The following is a 17250-nucleotide window of genomic DNA, read 5'->3' on the forward strand; positions in this document are numbered from 1 at the left end:
AACCCGATCGTTGAGCGAGAGCGGCGAAGCCGATCGAGACGAAACGCCCTGGCTTGGATGCTATCGACGCCCGTGCGATTCGACTCGCTGCGCTCACTCAACGACCTGAGGGGAGGCGGGTGCCGGAGCCTCATGCGCCGGATGCCGCCGGCAGTCCCAGCTCCGGCCATCCCGCAAGATCGCGCCGCATCTGCCGATCGTGCGTCGCGATCACGACGACGGCCTCCGTGGCATCCAGCGCCTCGGTCAACTCGTCGACGAGCGCGATGGAGAGGTGGTTCGTCGGCTCGTCGAGCAGCAGCAGATGCGGCCGGGCCGCAAGGGCGAGTGCGAGGTCGACCCGGCGCTGCTGGCCCATCGACAGCGCGGAGAAGGGCTTCGCGGCATCCGCGGCCCCGAGCAGTCCGAGCGCCGACAGCGAGGGACGTCGCCGGAACCCCACCCGCCCTCACGGCGCAGCCTCTCGAGGCGGCGCTCGAACAGCTCCCGCGCACTGAGCGCGCTCACCAGCGACGATTCCTGCGCGAGGAGCTCGATGCGGGCGGCACGGGCGCGCCGCACCTCGCCGCCCGTCGGCTCCAGCGAACCGGCGAGCACGCCCAGCAGGCTGGACTTCCCGGTGCCGTTGGGACCCGTGATGAGCAGGCGGTCGCCGGACTCCAGCACAAGCGTCACCGGCTCCTCCAGACGCCCCGCCACGCGCACGTCCTCGGCACGCACGAGCGTGACGCTCGGGCGGGCCGGCAGCTCCGGCATCCGGAATCGCAGCGGTGGCTCGGGCACCGTGACCGCGTGCCTCTCCAGCTCGTCGCGTCGACGGTGCACCGACCGCACGAGTGCCGGTGCCCGCGTCGCCCGCTGATGCTTTCCGGTGCCCTTCGGGGGACGCCAGCCCGAGACGAGCCGGTTCTGCGCCTCGGAGAGATCCTGCGTCAGCCGGGCGTGCTCGGCGCGCTCCCGTTCGTGCTCGGCGACCCAGCGCTCCCACTCGGCCTCACGCCCCTCACGGTAGGCGGCGAATCCACCGCCGTAGACACGCGCGCGGCCGTCCTTGCTGGGGTCCAGGTCGAGGATGGCGGTGGCGGCATCCGACAGCAGGGCACGATCGTGACTGACGATCACGACGCCGCCGCGATGGGCGCGCAGCGCGCGCGTGAGGAAGTCGAGCCCGTCGGCGTCGAGGTGATTGGTCGGCTCGTCCAGCAGCAGGAAGTCGTGATCGGCGCCGAGCAGGCACGCCAGCCGCACCCGGTAGCGCTGGCCGACCGAGAGCGTCGACAGCGGGCGGGCGCGGTCGGTCTCGGCGCCGAGCGCCTCCAGCGCGATGTCCACGCGCCGGTCGGCGTCCCAGGCGTCGAGCTGCTCCGCCGCGCGGAGCGCCTCGGCGTAGGCCTCGGCCGCGCCGACGGGGTCGTCTGCGAGATCGGATGCCGCGGCATCCAGCGCCGTCAACGCGGTACGTGCCGCGGCCAGCTCGATGTCGATCACGTCGCCGACGGTGCGGTCGTCGTGGGCGGGCAGCGACTGCTCGGCGACTCCGAGGGTGCCGTGGAGGCGCACCTCACCGGCATCCGGGGCGAGAGAACCCGCCAGGACGTGCAGGAGCGTGGACTTGCCGCGGCCGTTCTCGCCGACGACCCCCAGCGCGAGCCGGGGAGATGAGCATGTCGACGCCGGCCAGAACCGGGCGACCGGAGCGGGCGACGTGGATATCGGATGCGGACAACTGCGCCTGCGCGCGGGCAGGCAGGGAGATGGTGATGGTCACGAGGGGTTCCTCTGGATCTGAGTGCGGTCGCGCAGGCGAGTGCGCGCGGATACGCGAAGGACCTCCACCGCCCGGAGCGGGCGGAGAGGTCAGCTCAGATCAGATGAAGAAGTACCACTGCACGAGGGAATGGTAGCAAGCGTTGCGGGGATGGCGCTGAGAGGATGCGAGAATCGACAGATGCTCCTGATAGGTATCATCGCCGCCGCCGGTGCGGCCGTCACCCACATTCTCATCTTCGTGCTGGAGTCGTTGCGATGGACCGAGGAGCCGACGCGGCAGATCTTCGGCATCCGGAGCGAGGCCGACGCCCAGACGACCAAGCAGCTCGCCTTCAACCAGGGCTTCTACAACCTCTTCCTGGCGCTGACGACGATTCTCGGCATCGTGCTGACCTACTCCGGTCACCTCACGGTTGGGCTCACGCTCATCTTCGCCGGCACCGGAATGATGCTCGCCGCCTCCCTCGTGCTGCTCCTCTCGAACCGGCGGATGCTGCGTGCCGCCGTGATGCAGGGCGGCATCCCGCTGCTGGCGATCGTCGCCCTCACCCTCACGGTGACGCTGGGCTGAGACCCGGCGCCGCCCGGGCGGCGGGGGATGCGCTCTGACGGACGTGTGCCGGTTCTCCGGCCAGGTCGCCGTCAGCTCGCTGCGAGTGACGTGTCCAGCGCGGGGAAGGCGCGCAGGACCATCTCGACGAGCCGGTCGAGCGGCCGCGTGAGGGGATCTGTGGCGGGGACGCCGAGCTCGAGCTCGTACTCGGCGATGGCCTCGTCGATCTCGCCGTCGCTCATGTGCTCGTGGTTGATGGTGACGCCGATGACCTCGGTGTCGGCGAAGGCCTCGATCAGCTCGATCTCGCTGGCCACGCTCGGCATCGGGAACATCGGGAAGTCGCCCAGGGTCCGACGTTTCGGCGCGTGCTGCACGATGACGCCCGCGGGCCTGCTGCCGCGCAGGATGTAGGCGGAGGTCAGGTACGCCGGGTGGCTGAGCGCACCTCGCCGGAGCAGAACTGGGGTACCAGTGCGTCCAGGGCGACGCCGTACTTTCCGCCCTGGATGATCGTCGTCTGTCCGGTGCCGACGAGCACGGCCTTGATGCCGCGGGCGTTGAGCGACTCGACCAGCAGCGTCGCCGTCGTGCGCTTGCCGATCGCCCCGTCCGTGCCGAGCACCGCGATCCGCGGGCAGGTCACGTCGAAGATCCGGCCCGAGAACGGGTGGAGGTCCTTCTTCGCTTTGGGCCGGCGCACATCGGTGATGGTCACGTTCGCACGCAGGCTCGCGGCCGCGAACTCGATGTCGTCGTTCAGGAACTCGTGGAGGCCGTTGATGATGTGCATGCCTCTGGCGATGCCGTCCAGCAGCACGAGACGCTGGGCCTCCGAGAGGAGTCCGCTCGCGGGCGCGACGCCGCAGATCAGGTAGTCCGGCACCTGCCCGGCGTGGGCGATGGCCTCGGCGAGGTTCGCGAGCACCGGGATGCCGTTGGGCGTGTCGTCCAGGAACCTGCCGGCGTCGGCGCCGGACCGGGTGCTGTCGATGACGCTGAGGACCTCGTACTTCTCCGAGTGGCGCACCAGGCCGTTCGCGGTCTTGCCGTCCTGCTCGCCGAACTGGCCCTCGCAGTAGACGACGGCCGTCGTCCCGTGCGGGAGAGCGGCGAGGGCGGCGCCGGAGTCGGAGAGATCGGGGCGGGAATCGGACAGGAACATGATCATCCTCTGAGTAGTTCAGAGGAGGCGACGGGGTCGTGGCGGGGTCGGAACGCCCAGCAGCAACGAGAAGTCTTCCCTGATCCGACGTCTGTCGGTGAAGCGACCCTATCAGGCGGGGATGTGGGGCGGCTGTGGGTCTCGGTCAGGCGAGGAAGCGCGCCTCGATCACGCGCCGGGCCCGGGCTCCGGTGTCCCGGCGCAGACCCTCCGGCGCCTTGGCGACCGTCAGTGCGAGCATGGGGACGGCGACGAGAAGATCCTCGGCCTCGACGTCGGCTCGCACTTCTCCGGACGCTTGGGCGGAACGCAGAACCTCGGCGACGACGGCGCGCAGTCTATGCCGTGCCGGGCAGGCGAGAGGATCTCCGAGGGCTTCCGTCCGCATGGCTCTGCGCCGGCGACATCGAGCTGTTCTTCGACGAGGTCGTGACCTACTCCGAGAGGCTCACGGCCGCCGGCGTGGACACCCGGCTGGAGATCGTCGAGGGTGGCGCGCACGGTTTCGAGAACTGGGCGTGTGAGACGACGCTCGCGCAGAATCTGCTGGGAACCGCACGGTCGTGGCTCGCTGAGAAGCTCGGATGATGTGCGGCGTCGCCCCGGCTACGGGTCGGGGTGCTCGGGCACGACGGGTCTGAGCCCGGCATCCGATGTCGACCGATAGGGGTTAAGCCGGGCTGTCGGATGCTCCTGCGAGGATGGTCATATGCTCACCACCCTCGCCGTCGCCGGGTACCGTTCCCTCGTCGACGTCGTGCTGCCGCTGAGCCCGCTCACGGTGATCACCGGCGCCAATGGCACTGGGAAGTCCAATCTCTACCGCGCCCTGCGTCTGCTCGCCGCGGCCGGGCACGGGCAGGCGGTCGCGGCGATCGCCCGCGAGGGCGGACTGAGCAGTGTGCTGTGGGCGGGACCGGAGACCCCTCAAGGTCCGGGTGCGCAGGGCACCGTGCGGAAGTCCCCGGTCTCGGTGCGGCTGGGCTTCGCCGGAGACGAACTCGGCTACATCCTCGATCTGGGTCTGCCGCAGATCGATCCGCGCGGTCCCAGTCCTTTCGTCCGCGACCCTGAGATCAAGCGGGAGCAGGTCTTCAGCGGGCCCGCCGCCCGTCCGGGGTCTCTGATGATTGACCGGCGGAGCGCCGGCGTCCGAGTCCGGGGCGATGACGGATGGGTGTCGCTGACACAGAGCCTGGGGCCGGGCAGAGCGTCCTGCTCGATCTTGCCGACGGCACGGCGCAGCCGGAGGCGGTGGCGCTTCGGCATCGGATCGCCTCCTGGCGCTTCTACGACCACTTCCGCACCGACGCCGCGGCACCGGCGCGGATGCCTCAGGTGGGCACGCGCACACGATGGCTGAGCGACGACGGCGCCGATCTCGCGGCGGTCTGGGCGACCACGCAGGACGCCGCCCGCGGAGGCCCGCTCGACGACGCGGTCGAGCGGGCCTTCCCGGGCTCGCGCGTGGAGGTCGCGGTCGCCGACGGCGTGTTCCGCCTGCAGCTGCACCAGCCCGGGCTGCTGCGTCCTCTCGAGGCGGCCGAGCTGTCCGACGGCACTCTGCGCTATCTGTTGCTGTGCGCGTCCCTGCTGCCTGCCGTTCCCCCGCCGCTCCTCGTGGTGAACGAACCGGAGTCGAGTCTGCACGAGAGCCTCCTCGAGCCGCTGGGTGCGCTGCTGGCCGCAGCCGCCGCGCAGACCCAGGTCGTTGTGGTCACCCACTCGGCGCTGCTGCGCCGCGCGCTCGCCGAAGCGGACGGTGCGATCGTCGAGCTCGAGTCCGAGGGCTTCGGCACGCGCGTGCGCGATCAGCTGCCGCTGGAGCGCCCAAGCTGGCACTGGCCCTCGCGCTGAGGGATCCTCGGCACACTCAATCGCCTCGGCAATGAGCGCAAGCGCTCATGCGCTCGGCTCAATCGTGTGTGCCCCCGCGTCCCTATCGCCCTCTCCACGCGCCGCAACGTTGCGTGCGGACAGCGGGTCGCGAGGGGGAGCGGCGCGCGGAGCCTCCTGGGCGACAGGGGCCCGTCAGACGGGAGGTGTAGAACGAGAAAAACCGCCCCAGAGGGCGGCTTTTCTCGTTCGTGCCCCCGACAGGAGTCGAACCTGCGACCTACGGTACCAACGTTCGGAGGTCTGGCGGCGTCGAGCCACCAACGTCGAGGAACCAGCGGTAGTCAATCTTGGTGAGTAGCTGGAGCCGCTTTGCCAGATCGGGCACCGCGCGGAAGCGGGGAGCCGAGCGGCCGGTCTCATACGCGGCCACAGTGCTCGGCGTCAGGTCGAGCGCGGCCGCGAACTCTCGCTGTTCCATCCCGATCGACATGCGGGCCTTCCGGAACTTGTCGGCGAAGGTCCAGTCCGGGACGTAGATGGTGTCCACTGCGGGTGCTGGTGTGCTCATAGGAACATTATGCAACCCTCGGCAAACCTACGCAAGCGCCACCGAAACACGCACGACACGCAATCACACTACGCTTGCGTATGTTTGCGACGTGTGCTTATGTTCTCATCATGCAAACTACGCATGCGCAGGATCGACGAATTGGCGTAACAGAGGCCGCTCGGATCTCAGGTTTCTCCATCGACACCATCCGGCGTGCCGCCGACTCCGGCAAGCTGAACCACACCCGCACCCCCGGCGGGCAACGACGCTTCCTTGTCGATGACGTTCTCGCGCTCGCCGAGGGTGGTGAGCAGTCGTGAACGAGGTTCTCGTCGGGCTGGTCGCCGTCACGCTGATCGTCGCGATCGCGGGCCTCGTGCTACAGCTTCGCGCGGCAGGAGTCTTCGAGCTGCTGGCGGACGCGTTCTGGAGCACCTACGACACCGTGACCGGGAAGACACTCCCCCAGCTCTGGCCTACATGCGCGACCTGTGGGCATGAGATCGACCCGGACTATCGACCGTTGAACGTGATCAAGACCCAGGATGCGGCCACAGCTGTCCCCGACGACGGGCAGAAGCGTTGTGCTTCCTGTTCAGCCGGTTCACGTGCCGTCGGAGGCGACGAACGCGGCGGCGTGACGTTCGCGTCCACGGCCACACATACAGCTTCACTGTCGAAGGACGGACCCAAGTGACCGTCACAGAAGCGCCGAGCTCCCAGACCGGCAACTCGATCACCTCGTCGGGCGCCACCGAGGAGAACTTGTGCGAGCCGACGAGCTCGGTCGCTGATTCGAGCATCACCCACACCTCACTGGCATCTTCCCGAGTGCGATTCACCAAGCGACCCTCTGGCAGCACAACCCAAAGCGGACGATACGCCTCTCGTCGCTCCGCGCGGACGCCGAAAGCAAGCGCCACCGCCGACGCGATCAGCGCGGCTGCAACGCCGGCCCACGTCGCGACGTCGCCCCATGCCACCGTCTCCAACCATTCCATGCCTGCGATCGTATCCGTCGCGCTCGCCGGGGGCGGTGAGTAGCCGTGCGGCAATCGTTCACGATCCACGCGGACCGGGTCTCGATCCGGAACACCGACCGTCGCCGGCCGGCGCGGTCAGCCCGCATCGACGCGAGCGGCGATGTGCTCGAGCGCGTCCCAGATGCGGTTCAACTCCGCCGAGATCGTCATCCGGTCACTCGCGCCCCGCTCGGCAAGGTCGGCGATGTCGTCGACGGCCGCGGCGCGGAGGTTGCGGACGACGTCCAGGGTTCCAGCTCTCATTCTGATCTCTCTCCCTCAGGGTCTCCGGTCGCAGGGGACGACCGTGGGGTCACAGCCCCGAGGGTAGAGCAGTCGGTGCACCACTCTGGCACCGACACTGCGGCCGCGGAGCCGGGAGCCTATCGCTCCGCGGCCGCACCAACGCTCTACTACCAGGACCGCCTCGTCACCCTCTACCACGGCGACTGCCTCACCGACCCGTCGCTCTGGACCGGCGCGGCCGTCATGATCACCGACCCGCCCTACGGGCTGCAGAAGCTCGCCGGCGGCTACGGATTCCGCTCCAGCCGACGCGGTAGCGTCACGATCGCCAACGACCTCGACACCACCGTCCGTGACGCCGTGCTCGAGCTGTGGGGCGACAAGCCCGTCGCGATGTTCGGCACACCCCGCCTCGAGGAACCGCCCGGCGGCTGGTCCGACCGACTCGTCTGGGACAAAGCCCAGCTCGGCCTCAACGGCGGCGCCTGGCGCTACGCCCACGAGACGATCTTCGTCCGCGGCGACGGATGGCAGCGCCTCAGCGACAGCTCCTCGAGCATCCTCCGCCACTCCACCCAGAAGAACCGCGCCCACGTCGCCCGCCACATCCACTCCAAGCCCGAGAAGCTCCTCGCCGACCTCATCACAGCAGCCCCCGACGGCCTCATCGTCGACCCCTTCGCCGGCGGCGGCTCCACCATCGCCGCCGCCCGAGCCCTCGGCCGCCCGATCGTCGCTTTCGAGCTCGAGGAGCACTACTGCGACGCGATCGTCGAACGCATCACCAGCCGCCTCGACCTCTTCGAGCCCGGAGACCCCGCATGAGCGTCGACTGGCCGGTCGCGCAGATCCCCACCAGCGACACCGGCCCCACACACCCCGACGCCGTCTTCCTGCCCTCCACTGGCCACACCACGGCACCCTCCGCGTCCTCGTCGACCGCGACGCGATCCTCATCGCCGCCCCCGACCTCCACGCGCTCGCCGAGGTCGACGCGGACGGCGATGAGCCGGTGCACCCGACGATCGAGCCGCGAGTGATGTGGCGGCGCAACGCGGACGCCGAGCTGACCCCGATGTACGACCTCGCCTCCGCGGTCGCCGTGCTCGAGCACACCCCCACCCACCAGACCACGGAGCTGCTCGAGTGGATGGGCGAGACCCTGCCTGAGATCCTCGACGACGAGGTCCTCGCCGGCGCCGTCCCCCTCGAGCCGCACACCGCCGCGTTCACCGTCGCCCATGCCGCGGAGATCCTCGACCGCGACCCCACGGTCTCCATCGGCCGGCAGAGCCTCTTCGCCCACCTCGAGCACATCGGCTGGGCCGAGCGCCACCCCGACGGCCACTGGCAGCCCACTGCCACCGCCCGCCGCCACCACTGGCTCACCATCCGCGCTGTCGTCATCCGTGCCGGCAACTCCCGCCGCTACTACGACCAGCTCTACATCACTCAGACCGGCCTCACGGAGCTCCGCCGCACTCTGCACGCCCTCCACAGCGAGCCGGTCCTCTTCGAGCCCGAGACCCTCCCGATCCCCGACACCGAAGGATGATCATGGACACTCCCACCACCGCTCCCGGGCGCACGACCTGGCGCCACTGGGTCTACACCCTCGCCGCTTTCGCGATCCTGATCGCCGTCATGTGGGCGCTCGCCGTGCTCCCGCTGGCGATCGCGATGCTGATCGCCGTGGTCGTCGCGGCCGCCCTGATCGTCGGCAACGTCGCCCTCGCGAGGAGCGCCCGGTGAACGGCGTCCCCCACAACCGGCGCCGACCCCGCCACGACCGCCTCCGCGACTGGGCGGCGCTGATCATCACCGGCACCGCGGCCGCCACGACGATCTCCGTCTTCATCGTCGGGATGGTCCTCGTCCCATGAGCGCCCACCGCCCCGCCGACTACCGGTGCCCAGCTGAGCACCGGCACGGAGACACCCTCACCTGCGCCACCGCCCACGGCTGCACCTGCCCCGACTGCAAGGGCGCACACCGCGAGTACTCGTTCTACCGACGGCACATGCTCGCCGCCGGCCGCGCCCACGTCTTCGACAGCCTCATCGACGCCACCGCCGCCCGCCGGCGAGTCCAAGCCCTCATGTGCCTCGGCTGGTCCCAATCCGAGATCTCCCGCCGCACCGGCATCCGACAAGCCCGCCTCTCGGCCGTCCTCTACCAGCCCACCATCAAGACGAGCACCCACCAGCGCATCGCCCGCGCCTACGACGACCTCTGCCTGTCCACACCGCCCGCCGACACCAAGGGACAGCGCATGAGCGTGCACCGCACCCAGGCGCTCGCCGCACGCCGCGGCTGGGTGCCACCGCTGGCCTGGGACGACATCGACAACGACCCCACCCGGCGACCGTCGACACAGCCGACACGACCCCGGACCCGATCGCCGTCGACCTCGCGATCGCCGGCCACCCCGTGCCCCTCACCCCGGTCGATCGCCGTGAATGCGTCCGCATCCTCCACGCCGAGCACTGGTCCGACGGCCGCATCGCCGACCGCATCCGCTGCACAGAACGCACCGTCGAACGCATCCGCAACAAGCTCGGACTCCCCGCCTGGGACCAGCACGAGCAGATCACCAGGAGAGCCGCATGAGCACCCCCACCGACGTCATCGAAGGCACTAGCCACGGAGAACTCCGCTGGCTCGTCTGGCGCGAATACCTCCGCCCCACCATGTTCGGCGAGACCATCACACCCGACCCGGAGGTCAAGACCGCTCGCCACGCGCTCTCGTCTGGGCCGTCCGCCCCATCCGCGGACGCGGCGCCCTCCGTATCCCCGCAGGCGGCCCCACATTCTTCGCCAGCCGCATCGCCGCCCTCAACTTCGCCCACCAGCAAGCACGACGCCACTACCGCCCAAGGAGAACCGCATGACCCCGCACGCCCCGTCATCACCGCCGCCTTCGCCGGAGAAGACCCCAACCCGTCGGCCGCCTCGTACACCTCGCGCTCGCCGCGATCGCGGACGAGAACGGGCATGTGGAGACCACGGTCCACACCCTCGAGCACATGACCGGCCTGATCCCGACGCGATCGAGGTCGCCCTCGGCCACAACCACCTCGACACCCCCTGTTCCCGGGCTGTGGATCTCGCCGACGGCATCATCGTCGCCAACCTCCCCACGGCGGCCTGAGATGCCCGACGAGGAGTCACTCGACGAGCAGCTGCGCGCCCAGCTCGGAGACGCCGCATACACCGCGCTCCGCGCCCGCTCTGACCAGACCATGGCCGCGGCACGGGAGATCGTCGCGTTCTCCATTGACCAGCAGCGCGCCAGCACCCTGCCCCAGAAGGAGCACCTGTCCCTGCACGTGCTCGAAGTGGTGAAGGCCTACTGCGGCCCGACGCCGGATCCGATCCGCCTGATCGAGCTGATTAGTGCTCTGGCCAACATGTCTGCCATGGCCGCTCGACGCATCGGGAAGCTCGAGGCCGCCGCGGCCGAGCCCGTGAGCAAGCGGCCATGGTGGCGGGCGGAGGCGCGGCAGAGTGACCAAGAGCAGCGCCGGCGCCGACAAGCCCACCCGAATCAAGAACCGATACGGGCCTTTGCGCAGATCCCCGAGGTCCTCGTCCGCGACCCGAACGTCTCCGACCGCGCCGTGCGGATCTACGCGCTCCTGTGGACCTACAGCGCGGAGAGGAGCCGCAAGGCGTGGCCGTCGAGGAAGACCATGGCAGAGACCCTCAACGTCTCCGTCAAGACCATCGACCGGGGCATCCGGGAGCTCGAAGAACGCGGCGCGATCGCCGTCGACGCCGACTTCGACGGCATCCGCCAGACCGCCAACATCTACACGATCCTCGTCCTCGACGACACCCCGAAATCTATCCACAGGGGCGACAAAAATGACGCCCCTCAATCATCCACAGGGGCGTCAAATATGTCCCCTCGGGGGCGTCAAATATGACGCACCAAGAACAAGAACCAGAAGAACAAGAGATTAACTCCAGTCCTGAGACCAATCACGACACTGCGCCTGTGGATAACTCCGGGACCGGACGAATCCACCCGCACCTACTCCGAGGACGCTCAGCTCGACCCACGGCAAGCCGTTGCAGCCGGCCGACGTGTTCGCCGCGGTCGGCCGCTCGCTCCCGTCGACGTTCGACGACGAGCAGCTGCAGATCCTGGCCGACGAGATCCTCGCCCGCTCCGCGTCCCGAGTACTCGACCCCACCGGGTACGTCATCCGCGCCCTCCGAGACCGCGACCTCGTCTCCCGAGGCTCCTGGCTCATCCGCGCCGAGGACATCGCCCGCGAGCACGCCTTCGACTGCACCCCGACCGGCCAGAGGAGGTTCTGATGCGCTCCCAGCTCGAGATCTCCGGCCACATCCACCCGACCCGCACGACGTGGATCCTGCACTTCAGCTGGCCGACGAACCCGCTGCCGATGAACGGATCCCGCGGGAACTGGCGCCGGCACGCCCGCGAGACCGCCCAGGTCCGCAACCACGCCTACCAGCTCGCGAACCTCGCCGCCATCCCGCCCCTCGGCCGGATCCGCGCCCAGCTGACCTGGTGGGTCACCACGAACCACGTCCGCGACCCCGACAACCTCGCCCAGCTCGAGAAACCGCTCTTCGACGCCCTCGTCTCCGCCGGCATCGTCCCCGACGACCGCCCCGCCTACATGGAAAAGCCCCGCGCCGTCATCCGCACTGTCGACAAGATCCACGGCATCGTCACCGACCGCTGTTTCACCCTGACCATCACCCAACTCCCCGAGGAGACACACTATGGCTGACCCGTTCGACGACCCCGCCGCCCGAGAGTGGGCACAGCGCGCCATCGACGACCTGCTGCCGAAGATCCGCGAGTCGGCCGCGACGATCAGCATCGTCCCCGACGACGCCGGAGTCACCGACATCAAGTTCGCCGTCGAGCTCGGCCTGTCGGCGATGCTCGACAAGCCCGTCATCATCGCCGTCACACCCGGGCGGAAGATCCCCGAGCGCCTCGCCCGCATCGCCGACGAGATCGTCGAGTTCGATCCGCACGACCAGCCCGCGACGGCCCGCCGCATGCGCGAAGCGATCAAGCGAGTGCTCAGCGCATGAGGATCCTCACCGTGAAGCAACCATGGGCGTGGGCGATCGCAGCGGGCTTCAAGTCGGTCGAGAATCGGACGCGCAACATCGCTGGCGACTACCGAGGGCCTGTGGCCATTCACGCCGGGCGAGGGTTCGACCAGGCCGCAGCAACGCACCCCGAGCTCGTCCGCAGGGCACGCGAGCAGTGGAATGACGAAGCGGCCGAGCTGTTCACCGGGATGCCGCAGATGTTCGGCCACATCCTCGCGGTCGCGAACCTCTACGCCGTGCATCAGCACGACGGAACTGCCCAGTTCGTCTGTTGCCCGAACGCGCCAGACCGCTATCAGGCGTGGGCGCAAGCCGGCACCTGGCACCTGTGCCTGGCCTCACCGCGACGCCTCGCCCAGCCGCTCCCGTACAAGGGCGGACTCGGCCTCCGCCGACTCGACGCCACCACCACCGCACTCATCGAGGCGCTCACATGAACATCGACGGCGAGATCGCGGCCGCACGCCGCCGCATCCAAGCCCGGATCGACGCCAACGCCCGAGCGGCACTGATCCGCATCGGCGTCGACGTCGAGGCCGATGAACGCGCCGCGATCGAGGCTGCAGCTGCCGAACGGCAGCGCATCGCGATCGCCGCGGCGGAGCAGCTCGGCCGGAACCTCCGAGCCATCTACGATGCCTTCGCCGCCATCTACGATGCCTTCGCCGCCATCGCCCGCGGACTCAACGGCGGCACCCGATGACCGAGCAGCGCTCGCCGCAGCTGATTCCCGCCTATGCCGTCCACTGTTTCTTCGCCGGCACGTGCAGCCATGTGGTGTGGGACAACGATGCGCACGACGCGAATCGCCGGATGCAGGCCCACTACGACGAGTCGCATGAAGCCGACCTCGCACGGCTCGGCTACGCGAAACAGGGAACCCGATCATGACCGAACCGCGATCGCCGCGTCCGACCGTGCCGCAGCTGATCGACTTCGCCGCGACGCACGCCGGCAGGTTCAACGGGACCGTCGACCTCACCATCCGCGCCGAGCTCGGCATCACGCCGGCCCGCTACTTCCAACTCCTGAACCGGGCGATCGACACCACCGAAGCCCTGCAACACGACCCCGTCACCACCAACCGGCTGCGCCGGGAACGCGACCGCCAGGTCGCCGACCGTGCAGCCCGACTCCACTGAAAGGCACGACCATGGCCCGCAAGACCACCACCCCGACCCTGACCGCCGTCACCCTCCTCGACATCGACCCGGCCACCCTCGGCGTCGACGACCAAGTCCGCTCCGACGCCACCCCGGACGCCGAGCTCATCGCCTCCGTGCGCCGGTTCGGGATCCTCCAGCCGCCGACGGTCTACCGCGATCCCGTACGGAACAAGCACATCGTCGTGATCGGTCACCGCCGAGTCGGCGCCGCGATCGCCGCGAAGCTCCCCAGCATCCAGGTCCTCGTCCGCGACGAGTTCGAAGCCAAGGACGCCCTGCGCACCGAGCAGCAGCTCGTCGAGAACATGCGCCGCGAAGGCCTCACCCCCGCAGACCAGGCCGCCGGCTACAAGGCCCTCCACATGTTCGGCCTCCGCCCCGAAGACATCGCCGCCGCCGTCGCCGACAAGCCCGAGCGCGTCAAGGCCGCGCTCACCGCGATGGAATCCGAAGTCGCCCGGGCCGGCCTCGCCGGCGGCGTCGACCTCGAGCAGGCCGCACTCATCGCCGAGTTCGACGACGACCCCACCGCCCAGGCGGATCTCTCCAAGGTCGCCCTGAGCAACCCCGCCCGCTTCGCCTCCGACGTCGAGTACTACCGCCGCCGCCGCGCCGCGAAGATCAAGCGCACCCAGCTCGAGGAGCAGCTCCGCACCGAGAGCATCGAGATCGTCGGCGAACACGGCTACGACAACGTCATGTGGGACGGCAACGGTGACACCGTCCCATGGGGCCAAGGCCGCCGCCTCCACCGCCTCAGCATCGAACCCGCAGACCACACGACCTGCCCCGGCCACGCCGCAATCATCACCAACGCCAACAGCGCCGACACGATGGACATCCGCTACGTCTGCACCGACTGGAAGACCCACCACCCCGACGCCGAGGGTCCCGTCCGCGAGCTCACACCCGAAGAGCAGGCCGAGGCGCAGGAACGCGCCAAGGCCCGCGAGCAGCAGGAGCAGCTCCGCCTCGCCTACGAAGCCAACGCCACCGCCCGCCGCGACTGGCTCCGCGGCTTCATCAAGGGACGCCTCAACCAGACCCAGGGATCTTCGACCTCATCGCCGACGCCACCATCGGCATCGCCCTCCAAGAAGACGTCGAACTCGGCTACGGCACCCACATCGCCATCTACATCCTCACCGGCAAGACCACCCCGGCCCGCTGGTCCGACCCCGCCCTCACCGACATGCTCACCGCCGGCAAAGTCGCACCCCTCCGCGCCCTCGTCGCCAACGCCCTCGCTATCTGCGAAACCGTCACCGAAACCCCCGGGGACGCCGAAGTCGCACCCCGGCTCGCGATCGCCTACCTCGACCGCCTCACCACCTGGGGCTACCAGCACACCGAACACGACACCGCGATCCAGCAAGCAGCCACCGACGCGCTCGCCGAAGACGCCGCTGAGGACGCCGAGATCAACGCCAGCGAACAGAGCGGCGAGGACGAGACGGAGGACGCAGCGTGAGCACCGTTGGCGAGGTCATTCTCCTGGTGCTCGTCGCCGCCGGCGTCCTCCTGGTCTGCTTGAGCCTGTGGGCGCAGCGATGACCCGCCGCCGCGGCCCCTACAAGCCCCGTACCCGCCTCCACGTCGACCAGACCACCCACCACGAGGGCGACACCGTCATCGTCGGCGCCGTCCGATGGATCATCCGCACCATCACCGACCAGGACGTCACCCTCGAGGCCTCCAACGCCTCCCCAGGAATCATCTGGCGCACCACCCTCAACAACCTGCCCGACCCCGTCAAGGAGCAACGATGAACATTCCCGTCCACCACGCACCCAAGCCCGACAAGCCCCGACGACGCTCCCTCGCAGACCGAGTACTCGAAGGCGTCGGCAAGCTGATCCTCTTCGCCCTCGGCGTGCTCCTCCTGGCGCTCATCTGCTACGCGATCGTCTGGGTCGGCGTCCAGATCAACACCCTGCTCACCACCCTGATCGGGGATGACCACGATGAGCAGCGCAGACCTCTGGGAAGACGGCTACCCCACGGCACCCCCGCCGGCTACGACGACGGATGCCGCGGCGCGATCTGCCCTCCGGCATCGAACACGGCCTCTCCTGCAAGACCGCGAAGCAGAAAGCCGCCGGCGACTACCGATACCGCCAACTCGCCGCCGACGGGAAGACTCCACACGAGATCGCGATCGCCCTCGGCCTCCTCGGCGACGACACCACCGACACCCCCAAGCCGAAGCCCAAGGCCGAGCGCGCCCGCACGGTCGACGTCGAACCCGACCTCGAGGACGAGACCACCGACCCGGAACCCGAACCCGAGCCTCAGCCGACACCCGAGCCAGCACCCGACGTCGCCGAGGAACAACGACGGCCGGCGCCGCCGAAACCCGGTCCGTCGAAGCTCCTACAACCGCGCCGACCGAAGACCCCTGCACCACCGCTACCGGTCGCGGCGACCCACAGCAACGCCGACATCCGAACCTGGGCACGAGACCAGGGCTACGAAGTCGCCGCGAAAGGCACCATCCCACGCCGCATCATCGACGCCTACTGGGAAGCACACGGCCTCCTCGACCCCGCACCCACCCAGCTACAAGACGTCCTCACCGTCCCCAAGGAGCGCCACCGCCGCCCCGACTGGGCGACCGTCAACCTCACCAACGAACGCGACCGAGCCCGAGATCTCGCCACCCGCCTCGAACAAGAACTCGCCCGCAGCGAAGACACCCGCCGCACCGACCTCCGCAACCACCGCCGCGAGAACAAAGCCCTCGACAAAGAACTCGGCGTCCTCCGACAGCGCCTCGAGGCTACACAAGCCGCATTCACCCTCGTCCTCCGACTCTGGGACGAAGCCACCCGACGCGAACAAGATCGTCTCATCGGCCGGAACCTCCGAGCCATCGCCGAAGCCCTCAGCGAAGCCCGCCCCAAAGCCGATGACGCCGCAGCCCGCATCGCCAACCCTCCCACCCGAAAGGAACGCCGCTGGTGGAAGCGCTAACCCCCAACCCGACCACGACCCCATCGCGCTCGCCGCATCCGAGCTCGAGCCGGTCGAGGTCGCGGACGTGCTCCGGATCGTCGACGAGCTCGCGATCGCCTCGGCGCCGACGCCACGGTCGAAGATCCTCCGTCCCGCGCTGATCACACAACTGCGCGATGCCGTCGCACCGTCGACCGGCGCGACCAGCAGCGGGCGGGTAGCGGGCGCAGCCTCCCGATCGACACAGGAGCGTTCACCCTGTGGGAAGACGTCACCGGCCGCATCGAAGCGCTGCACGAGGACCTCGAGGGCGACCCACCCTCGCCGGCAGCCACGAGCAGATCCTCCTCGCCTGGTCCCGCGAGCTCGCGGCCGCCGACGCCGCGGCACCGCACGGGCTGAACCAGGACGCGCTGCGCTTCACCCTCCACAAGGTCACCCGCATCCGCGACCTCATCCGAGACTTCTTCGACCCGCCCCGCACCGGAGACATCCCCAAAGCCCGCTGCCCCTCCTGCGACGAGACCACAGCCCTCGCCCTCGTCGACGGCGACTGGATCCCGGTGCCGGCGATCGGCTGGATCCACACCACCGGCGACGGACTCGAAGCGTTCTGTCGCAACTGCGACCGCCGCTGGTCCGGCGAGCTCCTCCACCTCATGGACCGCTTCAAGTGGGCCCAGCGCCGTCCTGCCCGCGTCCGTGACCTCACCACGCCGCTCACCGGGGACGACTGGACACACATCCGCCTCGACCTCCGCGAAGCCGCCCAAGACCCCTCCGACATCAACGTCTGGCAGCAGCCCGGCGTCACCACCAGCCACACCGAACGAGAGGACACGGAATGAGCGAACACACTCCGACGACGGATGAGGT

General features: G+C 69.2%; 25 protein-coding genes and 3 pseudogenes. 23 read left to right on the forward strand and 5 right to left on the reverse strand.

Annotated features, from left to right (window positions below):
* Positions 1-130 precede the first annotated feature (130 nt).
* Positions 131-1750 (reverse strand): annotated as a pseudogene (locus KAE78_RS11810) (ABC-F family ATP-binding cassette domain-containing protein).
* A gap of 198 nt (positions 1751-1948) precedes the next feature.
* Here KAE78_RS11810 and KAE78_RS11815 point away from each other — a divergent pair.
* Positions 1949-2341, forward strand: coding sequence for a DUF1304 domain-containing protein (locus tag KAE78_RS11815; RefSeq protein WP_223170957.1), 393 nt, complete (start codon positions 1949-1951; stop codon positions 2339-2341).
* Between the two features lie 71 nt (positions 2342-2412).
* On the opposite strand, the pseudogene KAE78_RS11820 reads toward KAE78_RS11815, so the two are convergent.
* Both KAE78_RS11820 and KAE78_RS11825 read right to left on the reverse strand, forming a co-directional pair.
* A pseudogene (locus KAE78_RS11820) lies at positions 2413-3494 on the reverse strand (DUF1611 domain-containing protein).
* 139 nt (positions 3495-3633) lie between these two features.
* Positions 3634-3876, reverse strand: coding sequence for a hypothetical protein (locus KAE78_RS11825; protein WP_223170958.1), 243 nt, complete (start codon positions 3874-3876; stop codon positions 3634-3636).
* Here KAE78_RS11825 and KAE78_RS11830 point away from each other — a divergent pair.
* Together KAE78_RS11830 and KAE78_RS19850 are read left to right on the forward strand one after the other, a co-directional pair.
* Positions 3834-4076, forward strand: coding sequence for an alpha/beta hydrolase (locus KAE78_RS11830; protein WP_223170959.1), 243 nt, complete (start codon positions 3834-3836; stop codon positions 4074-4076). The two genes, KAE78_RS11825 and KAE78_RS11830, sit on opposite strands and share 43 nt — an antisense overlap.
* Positions 4077-4197: 121 nt before the next feature.
* Positions 4198-5345: pseudogene (locus KAE78_RS19850) on the forward strand (AAA family ATPase).
* A gap of 259 nt (positions 5346-5604) precedes the next feature.
* Here the strand turns inward: KAE78_RS19850 and KAE78_RS11845 are convergent.
* Positions 5605-5874 (reverse strand): helix-turn-helix domain-containing protein, encoded by a 270-nt coding sequence (locus KAE78_RS11845; protein ID WP_223170961.1) that lies wholly within the window; start codon positions 5872-5874, stop codon positions 5605-5607.
* Positions 5875-6005: 131 nt separating this feature from the next.
* Here KAE78_RS11845 and KAE78_RS19855 point away from each other — a divergent pair, with 131 nt between their 5' ends.
* Positions 6006-6197, forward strand: a complete 192-nt coding sequence (locus KAE78_RS19855; protein WP_223170962.1) for a helix-turn-helix domain-containing protein — start codon at positions 6006-6008, stop codon at positions 6195-6197.
* Positions 6194-6574 carry a hypothetical protein gene (locus tag KAE78_RS11855; protein WP_223170963.1) on the forward strand — a complete coding sequence of 127 codons (381 nt, stop codon included), beginning with the start codon at positions 6194-6196 and terminating at the stop codon, positions 6572-6574. The genes KAE78_RS19855 and KAE78_RS11855 overlap by 4 nt, the downstream gene beginning before the upstream one ends.
* 421 nt (positions 6575-6995) lie before the next feature.
* Here KAE78_RS11855 and KAE78_RS11860 read toward each other — a convergent pair whose 3' ends face one another.
* A complete protein-coding gene (locus KAE78_RS11860) occupies positions 6996-7163 on the reverse strand; it encodes a hypothetical protein (RefSeq protein WP_223170964.1) in 168 nt (55 codons plus the stop codon).
* Positions 7164-7238: 75 nt separating this feature from the next.
* On the opposite strand from KAE78_RS11860, the gene KAE78_RS11865 reads away from it, so the two are divergent.
* From KAE78_RS11865 to KAE78_RS11945, 18 genes are all read left to right on the forward strand, one after another.
* Complete coding sequence (locus KAE78_RS11865) at positions 7239-7970, forward strand: DNA methyltransferase (protein WP_223170965.1); 732 nt, start codon at positions 7239-7241, stop codon at positions 7968-7970.
* Positions 7967-8185, forward strand: a complete 219-nt coding sequence (locus tag KAE78_RS11870; protein ID WP_223170966.1) for a hypothetical protein — start codon at positions 7967-7969, stop codon at positions 8183-8185. The genes KAE78_RS11865 and KAE78_RS11870 overlap by 4 nt, the downstream gene beginning before the upstream one ends.
* Entirely contained in the window at positions 8185-8700 is a 516-nt protein-coding gene (locus tag KAE78_RS11875) for a phage antirepressor KilAC domain-containing protein (RefSeq protein WP_223172485.1), read from the forward strand. Before KAE78_RS11870 ends, KAE78_RS11875 begins: the two co-directional genes overlap by 1 nt.
* A 2-nt stretch (positions 8701-8702) precedes the next feature.
* Positions 8703-8897, forward strand: coding sequence for a hypothetical protein (locus KAE78_RS11880; protein WP_223170967.1), 195 nt, complete (start codon positions 8703-8705; stop codon positions 8895-8897).
* On the forward strand, positions 8894-9028 hold the full coding sequence (locus KAE78_RS17860) for a hypothetical protein (protein ID WP_262927655.1): 135 nt from the start codon (positions 8894-8896) through the stop codon (positions 9026-9028). The genes KAE78_RS11880 and KAE78_RS17860 overlap by 4 nt, the downstream gene beginning before the upstream one ends.
* Positions 9025-9786, forward strand: coding sequence for a helix-turn-helix domain-containing protein (locus KAE78_RS11885; RefSeq protein WP_223170968.1), 762 nt, complete (start codon positions 9025-9027; stop codon positions 9784-9786). Before KAE78_RS17860 ends, KAE78_RS11885 begins: the two co-directional genes overlap by 4 nt.
* Positions 9752-10177, forward strand: coding sequence for a hypothetical protein (locus KAE78_RS11890; RefSeq protein ID WP_223170969.1), 426 nt, complete (start codon positions 9752-9754; stop codon positions 10175-10177). The genes KAE78_RS11885 and KAE78_RS11890 overlap by 35 nt, the downstream gene beginning before the upstream one ends.
* Entirely contained in the window at positions 10144-11076 is a 933-nt protein-coding gene (locus tag KAE78_RS11895) for a helix-turn-helix domain-containing protein (RefSeq protein ID WP_223170970.1), read from the forward strand. Before KAE78_RS11890 ends, KAE78_RS11895 begins: the two co-directional genes overlap by 34 nt.
* 145 nt (positions 11077-11221) lie before the next feature.
* Complete coding sequence (locus tag KAE78_RS11900) at positions 11222-11473, forward strand: hypothetical protein (RefSeq protein WP_223170971.1); 252 nt, start codon at positions 11222-11224, stop codon at positions 11471-11473.
* Positions 11473-11916 carry a hypothetical protein gene (locus KAE78_RS11905; protein ID WP_223170972.1) on the forward strand — a complete coding sequence of 148 codons (444 nt, stop codon included), beginning with the start codon at positions 11473-11475 and terminating at the stop codon, positions 11914-11916. The genes KAE78_RS11900 and KAE78_RS11905 overlap by 1 nt, the downstream gene beginning before the upstream one ends.
* Positions 11909-12229: a hypothetical protein gene (locus KAE78_RS11910; RefSeq protein WP_223170973.1), complete on the forward strand. Its 321-nt coding sequence runs from the start codon at positions 11909-11911 to the stop codon at positions 12227-12229. Before KAE78_RS11905 ends, KAE78_RS11910 begins: the two co-directional genes overlap by 8 nt.
* Positions 12230-12240: 11 nt before the next feature.
* Positions 12241-12690, forward strand: a complete 450-nt coding sequence (locus KAE78_RS11915; RefSeq protein WP_223170974.1) for a hypothetical protein — start codon at positions 12241-12243, stop codon at positions 12688-12690.
* Entirely contained in the window at positions 12687-12956 is a 270-nt protein-coding gene (locus KAE78_RS11920) for a hypothetical protein (protein WP_223170975.1), read from the forward strand. The genes KAE78_RS11915 and KAE78_RS11920 overlap by 4 nt, the downstream gene beginning before the upstream one ends.
* Entirely contained in the window at positions 12953-13144 is a 192-nt protein-coding gene (locus KAE78_RS11925; protein WP_223170976.1) for a hypothetical protein, read from the forward strand. Before KAE78_RS11920 ends, KAE78_RS11925 begins: the two co-directional genes overlap by 4 nt.
* The gene (locus KAE78_RS11930; RefSeq protein WP_223170977.1) at positions 13141-13395 is read left to right on the forward strand and encodes a DUF3263 domain-containing protein; all 255 of its coding nucleotides are present in this window, start codon (positions 13141-13143) and stop codon (positions 13393-13395) included. Before KAE78_RS11925 ends, KAE78_RS11930 begins: the two co-directional genes overlap by 4 nt.
* A gap of 11 nt (positions 13396-13406) precedes the next feature.
* Entirely contained in the window at positions 13407-15188 is a 1782-nt protein-coding gene (locus KAE78_RS11935; protein WP_223170978.1) for a ParB/RepB/Spo0J family partition protein, read from the forward strand.
* 259 nt (positions 15189-15447) lie between these two features.
* Entirely contained in the window at positions 15448-16392 is a 945-nt protein-coding gene (locus tag KAE78_RS11940; RefSeq protein WP_223170979.1) for a histone-like nucleoid-structuring protein Lsr2, read from the forward strand.
* Positions 16393-16634: 242 nt separating this feature from the next.
* Positions 16635-17222: a hypothetical protein gene (locus KAE78_RS11945; protein ID WP_223170980.1), complete on the forward strand. Its 588-nt coding sequence runs from the start codon at positions 16635-16637 to the stop codon at positions 17220-17222.
* Positions 17223-17250: the final 28 nt, after the last annotated feature.

Origin of the sequence: Microbacterium sp. NIBRBAC000506063 (genome assembly GCF_017968845.1) — a bacterium.
GTDB lineage: Bacteria > Actinomycetota > Actinomycetes > Actinomycetales > Microbacteriaceae > Microbacterium.